Genomic DNA, 7,594 nt, shown 5'->3' on the forward strand with positions numbered 1-7,594 from the left:
CCCCAGACGCCTGCACCCTCGGCCAGCACGCCGAAGCGGGACGCATCCGGGAAGGCCGACACGCGGGCCCCGGCGAGCATGCGGAACGTGGAGGGCCGCAGGCGCAGCTGGGGCTCCACGAAGGGTGACACGATGAGTGTGGGGCCGGGCACATCCAGGGGCGGTGTGGCCCACGGATGGATGGGCCAGGAGAGCACCCAGTGCGCGCCGTCACCCCACTCGCGCCGGAGGTCCGGGACGAGCGGCTCCAGGAAGCACAGCGTGTAGAGACACAGCGTGCGCTTCCAGGAGACCAGGGCCGGGGCGCGCTCGTCGTCCAGCGCTTCCACCGGCGGTGCGGCCAGGAAGCACAGCAGGCTTCCGGCCGCGACCGCGTGCTTCACGTCACTTGCCCTGGAACGCGGCGGGACGCTTGGCGAGGAAAGCCGCCATGCCCTCGCGCTGATCCTCCGAACCGAAGAGGACCGCGAAGCCCTGCCGCTCCAGCTCGTTGGCGGAGCGCAGGTCCTGATCCGCGCCGTACTCCACCACGCGCTTGGCCTGGGCCACCGCGAGCGGACCATTCTTGAGGATCTTCGCGGCCACCGCGCGGCAGTGCTCCATCAGCTTGTCCGCGGGCACCACGTCCAGCACCAGGCCGATCTCCTTGGCCCGGGCCGCGTCGATGCGGTCCGCGGTGAAGAGCATTTCCTTCGCGCGGGAGCGGCCGACGAGCCGGGTGAGGCGCTGCGTGCCGCCGAAGCCCGGGATGACGCCCAGGGTGACTTCCGGCAGGCCCAGCTTGGCCTTCTCCGACGCGTAGATGAGGTCGCAGCCCAGCGCCAGCTCCAGGCCGCCGCCGAGCGCGAAGCCGTTCACCGCGGCGATGGTGGGGATGGGCAGGTTCTCCAGCGACTGGAAGACGTGGTGTCCCAGCGCGGAGAACTCGCGGGCCTGGGCGGCGGTGATGGTGACCATCTCCGCGATGTCCGCGCCGGCGACGAACGCCTTGTCCCCGCCGCCCGTGACGATGAGGGCGCGCGTGTCCTCCTTCAGCGAGCGGAGCGCGTGGTCCATCTCGTGGAAGGTGGCGCTGTTGAGCGCGTTGAGCGCCTTGGGGCGGTCCACCGTGAGGACGGCGATGGGGCCGTCCTTCTCGAGCTTGATGTTCTGGTAGTCCATGTGCGTCGAGGCTCCTGTGTCGCGTGGGGACGGCTAGTACTTGTAGAAGCCGCGGCCGCTCTTCTTGCCGTACCAGCCGGCGTCCACGTACTGACGCAGCAGGGGGCACGGGCGGTACTTGGAGTCACCCAGGCCCTTGTGCAGGACCTCGGCGATGTAGAGCACCGTGTCCAGGCCGATGAAGTCCGCGAGCTGCAGCGGGCCCATGGGCTGGTTGGTGCCCAGCTTCATCGCGGTGTCGATGTCCTCCGCGGTGCCCAGGCCCTCCATCAGCGCGAAGCAGGCCTCGTTGAGCATCGGGATGAGGATGCGGTTGACGATGAAGCCCGGGTAGTCCTTGGACACCACCGTCGTCTTGCCCATGCGCTCGGCCATGGCGCGGATGGTGGCGTACGTCTCGTCGCTGGTGGCGGCGCCGCGGATCAGCTCCACGAGCTGCATCACCGGCACCGGGTTCATGAAGTGCATCCCGATGACGGACTCGGGGCGCTTCGTCGCCGCGGCGATGCGGGTGATGGGGATGGACGACGTATTGGTGGCGAGGATGCCGCCGGGCCGCACGACCTCGTCCAGCTCCAGGAAGATGCGGCGCTTGAGCTCCTCGTTCTCCGTCACCGCCTCGATGGCGACGTCCACGTCCTTGGCGTCGCGCGCGCTGGTGAAGGTGGCGAGGTTGCCTTCCGCGGCCTGCTGCTTCGCCGCGTCCAGCTTGCCCTTCTCCACCAGCTTCTTGAGGCCCGCCTTGATGCGGTCCGCGCCCTTCGCGAGGCCGTCCTTGTTGACGTCCACCAGCGACACGCGCAGGCCCGCCTGGAGCGCCACCTGCGCGATGCCCGCGCCCATCTGCCCTGCACCGACGACGACGATGTGTTCCGTTGCCATGGCGACTTCTCCTGTGCCGGCGGCCATAACGCACGCCCCCAGGAGGGTCAACGACTGCTGGCGGGCAGACGCAGCTGGCGGACGATGGCCTCACCCTCGCCCACCGACAGCCGCTCCTCCAGGCGCACCCGCTGTTCACGGCCCTGCACCTTCAGGAACACGAGCGTGCGGAAGGTTCCCTGCGGCAGGGGCATCTTGAACGTGACCTCCGGGGGCGGCCCGTTCGCGAAGAAGCGCTCCTCGCGCTTGAGGATGTGCTCCTCCGGGTCCAGGACCTGGAGGTCCATCGCGCGCACGTCGCTCCAGCCTGCGCCGTCGAGCTGGAGGATGAGCTGGCGCTCGGGCACGTCCGTCGCCTTCCACAGCCACAGGCCCACCGCGACGATGGCGATGAGCGCCAGGCGCTTGGGCAACGGATGCGTGCGCCAGCCTTCACGCGGCTTCGCGCCCTGGGGCGCAGCCGCCGGGGCGGGCTGTTCGGGGGCTTCCGCCACGCCGTCAGTCCCGCTTCGTGCGCTTGGAGGCGGGCCGGCGCGCGTTCAGTTCGGTGATGGTCACCCGCGCGGAGGGCGGCGGCTCCGCGGCCTTCTTCCCCTTGGTGGGGGGCTCCGGCGGTGGGGCCGCTTCTTCCTTCTCCGCCTTCTCCGACGGCACCAGGCGGATCTGCGCCTTGACCTCCACCGTCATGCCGGAGAGCAGCTTGAGGAACTCGTCGCGCAGCTTCTCCGACTGCATGAAGCGGCGCATCTCCTCCGTGACGACGCGGGAGATGTCGTCCTTCGTCTTCTCCGCCTGGGAGAGGATGAAGCCCAGGGCCTCCTTGGGCAGCTTGAGCTGCCCCGCGAGCGCGCGGATGCCCTCCTCCGTCATGAAGACCGCGCCCATGCCGGCCACCGCCATGCGCCGCACGAAGTCCGGCACGAAGCCACCCGTGCGGCTCTCGCGGCCGGGATGCTGCTCCGCGTCTTCGTCGAACAGCGGATCAGGCGGGAAGTCGTCGTTGCCGGCCGGGGCCATGAAGTCTCCTTACGGGTTGGACGCTACCGGGCCTGCATCACCGGCAGCGGCACGCTCTTCATCGTCTGCGCGGACACGCGTCCGGCCACATTCCGGGCGACGTCCTGGAAGGCCTTCGCCTCCGGGCTGTCCTTGGCCCCCACCACCACGGGCACGCCCAAGTCTCCGGACTCGCGCACCTTCAGGTCCAGGGGGATCTCCCCGAGGAATGGAATGCCGAACATCTCCGCCGCCTTGCGCCCGCCGCCGTGGTTGAAGATGTGGGTCGCCTTGGAGCAGTGCGGGCAGATGAACTGGCTCATGTTCTCCACGATGCCGAGCACCGGGATGTGAACCTTGTCGAACATCTGCTTGGCGCGCACCACGTCCGCCAGCGCCACGTCCTGCGGCGTCGTCACCAGCACCGCGCCCGCCGCGCGCACCGACTGCGACAGCGTCAGCGCCACGTCGCCCGTGCCCGGGGGCAGGTCCAGGATGAGGTAGTCCAGCTCGCCCCAGTTCACGTCACGCACCAACTGCATCAGCGCGCCGTGCAGCATGGGGCCGCGCCAGATGAGCGCCTGATCCGCCTCCACGAGGAAGCCGATGGACATGACCTTCAGGCCATGGGCCACGAGCGGATCCAACGTCTTGCCGTTGGGGCTCACCGGGCGCTTGTCCGCCAGGCCCGTCATCAGCGGCACCGAGGGGCCGTAGAAGTCCGCGTCCAGCAGGCCCACCTTGGCGCCGTGCTGCGCGAGCGACGCGGCCAGGTTCACCGCCACCGTGCTCTTGCCCACGCCGCCCTTGCCGGCGCCCACGAGCAGGATGTTCTTCACGCCGGGCAGCAGCGCCGTACCTCCACCGGAACCGCCGGCGACGCCACGCACCTGGGCGCCCCACTCGATGTCGAAGGTCTTCAGGCCCGGCACGGCCTTGAGCGCGGCTTCCGCGTCCGCCTGGATCTTCCCCTTCATGGGACACGCGGGCGTGGTCAGCTCGATCTTCAGCTTCACCGTGTCGCCCGTGACACGGACGTCCTTCACCATCCCGGCCTTCACGAGGTCGATGTGCAGCTCGGGATCGATCACCTTCGACATGGCCGTCATCACATCGGCCTGGGAAACGCTCATCGGGACACCTGAAACCTTTTGAAAACGGGCGTTTGCACGCTTGAAGGGGGGCGGAGATTGCCAGCACTCCGGGGGCTGTCAACGTCGTTTAACGCGAGGGGGCGGAGGGTGCACCGGCCATCGCTCCGTCTGGGGGCGCGCTGCTTCTCGGCCTCATTCGATGGCCGCCACGCGGTACTCCCCGTCCTCGAGCACCAGGCGCACGGCGCGCTCCTCCCCCAGGGGGAACAGGGCCTCGCCCGCCGCCACGCGCACATGCGTGTTGAGGGAGAGGCGCGCGCGGCGCAGGCGCTCCTTCGCCAAAGGTTCGCGCTCGAAGTCCTCGCGCAGGCGCTCCGGGGTGTAGCGGGCCCTGAGGGGCGAGGCGAGCAGGCCCCAGGCGCCCTTCCAGTCGCGCGACTCCACCTCGTCGAGGAACTTCCGGAGCGCCGCCCGGGGCACGTCCGCGGGGCGGGACTCCACCACGCGCCAGTCCTCACCCTGACGGGCCAGCGTCACGGAAGGGGCCCGGGCCTCCAGCACGGCCGTGCCGGTGCGCACGGCGGCGGCGCGCTCGCGGCGGGCCTTCTCGTCGGAGTACTCGTCCAGGAAGGCGACCTCTCCCTCCGGCCCGCCCGTCGTCAGGCGGTAGGCATCCGACAGCCGGTTCTCCTCCAGCGCCTTCGCGTACGCCTCCGCCACGGACGCGGGCTCACGCGACGCGGTGGCGCAGGCGGTGCCCAGGAGCAGGAGGCATAAGGGAGCGAGGCGCGGCATGACTGGCGCGGCAGGGTAGACCCCGTGCCCGGGGGGAGCAATCTCCGGGCGCTCGCGTGCGTCGCAATGACACCCTGCCCTCCCCTGCGCGGCCGGTCAGGTAGGAGGCGCCTAGTGGTGGCGCAGGAGCTGGACGAACCAGCGCACCAGGTCCGCCAGTTCGATGCCGTCGTCCACGTCGAGGCTCGGCGCGGCTCCCGGGTTGCCGTGCTTGGGCAGGCTCGCGCCCGACACGGCGCCCTTCGGTCGGTGGTTGCCGCAGTAGAGGTCACCGTTCCAGGCCCAGGCATGGACCACCGACACCTGGAGGCCGCACTGGACGCAGGCCAGCGGTGAGCGCAGGCCGTAGCCGCCCGAGGGTGAATGGGACGGCGGCAGCGGGGCCGTGGCGCCCGGGGCGTTCCAGGGGTCGGCGCCGCCATCCGTCGCGGGGGCGACCTCCCAGCCCTCCGCGGCCTTGGACGCGGACGTCTGGGGCGGCGGCGTCACGGTGGCGTTCTCGAGCGCTTCGAACTTGCCCGCGTCCAGCCACGTGCCCCCGCACTGCGTGCACAGGTCCACCGTGCACACGCGCGCGGACACCAGCGCCAGCCGCGCGCCGCAGCCCGGACAGCCGAGGGGCTCACTGCGACAGGTGGCACAGCTCGCGAGGGCGCGCGGCACGAGGTGTCCCCCCTTGCGGCAGCGCGACGGGGCCTGCCTCGCCGAGGCCTGCAGGGGCTTGAGCGAGGGGCGGTCCGGGAAGCGCTCCAGCTCTCCCCGGTCGAAGTACAGGCCATGGCAGCGCGGACAGAGGTCCACCTCCACGTCCGAGGCCTGGACGGCGTTCAACGGCTGGCTGGGGCACACCGGGCAGGAGCGAGCCATGGCTCCATGTTAGTCGATGGCGCCCGAAGTCCCGAAGCCTCCGAGGCTCCACGCCGTCGGGCAGAAGGCGTAGGACGTCGGGTGCGCGGCTGCCGCCAGCAGCTTGAGCAGCGACAGCCGCGAGCGGGCATCCCGGGCGTAGCGGTGGAGCTCGAAGTCCTCCGAGGACACGCGCGCCTCGTCCATCGCGTGGCGGCAGACCTCCTCGAAGCCGCCGATGCGGTCCACCAGCCCCGCGTCCTTCGCGCGCAGCCCCGAGTACACCCGGCCCTCCGCGAGCTGGTGGATCTCCTCCTTCGTCCTGCCGCGCGCCTGCGCCACCAGCTCCAGGAACGTCTGGTAGCCCTCCTCCACCTCGCGCTCCAGCGCGGCGCGCTCGTGCGGCGTGAAGCCCCGCGACCCGGAACCGAACGCCGCGTTCTCGCCCCGCGTCACCGTGGTGCTCCGCACGCCCAGCCTCTCCAGCAGGTCGCCGTACTCGAACTTGCCCTGGAAGATGCCGATGGAGCCCACCACGGCGTGCGGCGCGGACCAGATCTCCTTCGCGCCGATGGCCGCCATGTACCCGCCGCTCGCGCAGACCCTGTCCACGTAGGCGATGACGGGCTTCTGCTTCGCCACCCGCTTCACCGCCTCCAGCATCTGCTCCGACGCGAGCGCCGAGCCGCCCGGGCTGCTCACCGCGAGCACCACCGCCTTCGCCCTCGGGTCGCGCGCCGCCTGCCGGAGGGCCTTCACCACCGTGTCCGCCGCCGCGAACCGGCCCGCGCCGCCGCTGCCCGGGACGATGATGCCCGCCACGTCCACCACCGCCAGCCGGGGCTTGCGCCGCAGCCTCTTCCAGCGCACCGGAGGGATGGCGAGCGTCGCCAGGTACGCCGCGAAGGTCGGCACCGGAGCCTCTTCGTCCTTCTTCACCTCCAGGCCCAGGTGCGCGCGCAGGTCCGCCTCGTGGACCAGCCCGTCCACCAGCCCCGCCTCCAGCGCCCGCTTCGCGCTGTAGGGCCCCGCGTCGATGAGCGCCCTCGCCTCCTCCGGCGTCCGGCCCCGGTCCCGGGAGAGGGCGTCCACGAGCACGGCGTAGCGCTCGTCCAGGAACGTCTCCAGCGTCTGACGCTGCACGTCGGACACCGTGCCGTCCGTGAAGAGCTCCGGCGCCGTCTTGTAGTCACCCCGCCGGGCGAAGTGGGCGTGGATGCCCACCCGTCCGAAGGCCTCGCCCAGGACGGTGGCCTCCGCGGCGAAGCCCACCAGGTCCACGCGGCCCATGGGAGCGAGCAGCACCTCGTCCGCCGCGCCGAGCACGGGGTATGCGGAGGTGTCCACCATCACCGACCAGGACACCACCCGCTTGCCGGCGGCCTGGAAGTCGGAGAGCAGCGTCAACAAGGCATCACGCCGGGCGTCCGCCAGGGCCAGCCCCTCCAGCTCCAGGAGGATGCCCTCCACCTTCGGGTCGGCGGCCAGCAGCTTCAGCGCCCGGCCGAAGTCCTCCAGCGACGTCACCGTGGCGGGCTCCACCGGGGGGCCGCCCAGGCGGAAGCGGGGCCCGGGGCGTCGCCGGTACGGCAGGTTCCCCACGAGCCGGAACCGGACCCACGCGGGCCTTTGACGCACCGCCATCAGACGAAAGGGCAGGCCCAGGAGCAGGCGCAACCCGATCAACAGGTTGGCCAGGAGGACGAAGGGAAGCCGGAGCATGGGGCGCGGGTAACGTCCCGGGGTGTGCGAAGCAACCCCTGTTCTTCGCGCCGGGAGGCTCTGTTAGGCTCATGAGCCATGTCCCCTCCCTCCCTCTC

Annotated in this window: 8 protein-coding genes and 1 pseudogene; all 9 read right to left on the reverse strand. The window is 71.1% G+C overall.

Annotated elements, in window-relative coordinates; all coding sequences use genetic code 11:
- Positions 1 to 383, reverse strand: a pseudogene (locus D7V93_RS32550) (hypothetical protein); the annotation flags it as partial.
- 1 nt (position 384) lies between these two features.
- Positions 385 to 1,161, reverse strand: coding sequence for an enoyl-CoA hydratase-related protein (locus D7V93_RS32555; RefSeq protein WP_120647087.1), 777 nt, complete (start codon positions 1,159 to 1,161; stop codon positions 385 to 387).
- 33 nt (positions 1,162 to 1,194) lie between these two features.
- Complete coding sequence (locus D7V93_RS32560) at positions 1,195 to 2,043, reverse strand: 3-hydroxyacyl-CoA dehydrogenase family protein (RefSeq protein WP_120647088.1); 849 nt, start codon at positions 2,041 to 2,043, stop codon at positions 1,195 to 1,197.
- Between the two features lie 47 nt (positions 2,044 to 2,090).
- A complete protein-coding gene (locus D7V93_RS32565; RefSeq protein WP_208723230.1) occupies positions 2,091 to 2,537 on the reverse strand; it encodes a hypothetical protein in 447 nt (148 codons plus the stop codon).
- 4 nt (positions 2,538 to 2,541) lie between these two features.
- Positions 2,542 to 3,060: a hypothetical protein gene (locus D7V93_RS32570; RefSeq protein WP_120647089.1), complete on the reverse strand. Its 519-nt coding sequence runs from the start codon at positions 3,058 to 3,060 to the stop codon at positions 2,542 to 2,544.
- A 23-nt stretch (positions 3,061 to 3,083) separates the two neighbouring features.
- Positions 3,084 to 4,172, reverse strand: coding sequence for an iron-sulfur cluster carrier protein ApbC (gene apbC / locus D7V93_RS32575; protein ID WP_120647090.1), 1,089 nt, complete (start codon positions 4,170 to 4,172; stop codon positions 3,084 to 3,086).
- 153 nt (positions 4,173 to 4,325) lie between these two features.
- Positions 4,326 to 4,928 (reverse strand): hypothetical protein, encoded by a 603-nt coding sequence (locus D7V93_RS32580; RefSeq protein ID WP_120647091.1) that lies wholly within the window; start codon positions 4,926 to 4,928, stop codon positions 4,326 to 4,328.
- A gap of 111 nt (positions 4,929 to 5,039) precedes the next feature.
- Positions 5,040 to 5,795, reverse strand: coding sequence for a TFIIB-type zinc ribbon-containing protein (locus D7V93_RS32585; RefSeq protein ID WP_120647092.1), 756 nt, complete (start codon positions 5,793 to 5,795; stop codon positions 5,040 to 5,042).
- A 9-nt stretch (positions 5,796 to 5,804) separates the two neighbouring features.
- Entirely contained in the window at positions 5,805 to 7,496 is a 1,692-nt protein-coding gene (sppA, locus tag D7V93_RS32590; RefSeq protein ID WP_120647093.1) for a signal peptide peptidase SppA, read from the reverse strand.
- Positions 7,497 to 7,594: the final 98 nt, after the last annotated feature.

The sequence above is a fragment of the Corallococcus llansteffanensis genome, from assembly GCF_003612055.1.
Taxonomy (GTDB): Bacteria; Myxococcota; Myxococcia; order Myxococcales; family Myxococcaceae; genus Corallococcus; species Corallococcus llansteffanensis.

Bases quoted from the DNA above. Each gene is read 5' to 3' on its own strand.
- D7V93_RS32585 (WP_120647092.1), bottom strand. From the start codon at position 5,795: ATGGCTCGCTCCTGCCCGGTGTGCCCCAGCCAGCCGTTGAACGCCGTC.
- sppA (WP_120647093.1), bottom strand. From the start codon at position 7,496: ATGCTCCGGCTTCCCTTCGTCCTCCTGGCCAACCTGTTGATCGGGTTG.
- D7V93_RS32555 (WP_120647087.1), bottom strand. From the start codon at position 1,161: ATGGACTACCAGAACATCAAGCTCGAGAAGGACGGCCCCATCGCCGTC.
- D7V93_RS32560 (WP_120647088.1), bottom strand. From the start codon at position 2,043: ATGGCAACGGAACACATCGTCGTCGTCGGTGCAGGGCAGATGGGCGCG.
- D7V93_RS32580 (WP_120647091.1), bottom strand. From the start codon at position 4,928: ATGCCGCGCCTCGCTCCCTTATGCCTCCTGCTCCTGGGCACCGCCTGC.
- D7V93_RS32570 (WP_120647089.1), bottom strand. From the start codon at position 3,060: ATGGCCCCGGCCGGCAACGACGACTTCCCGCCTGATCCGCTGTTCGAC.
- apbC (WP_120647090.1), bottom strand. From the start codon at position 4,172: ATGAGCGTTTCCCAGGCCGATGTGATGACGGCCATGTCGAAGGTGATC.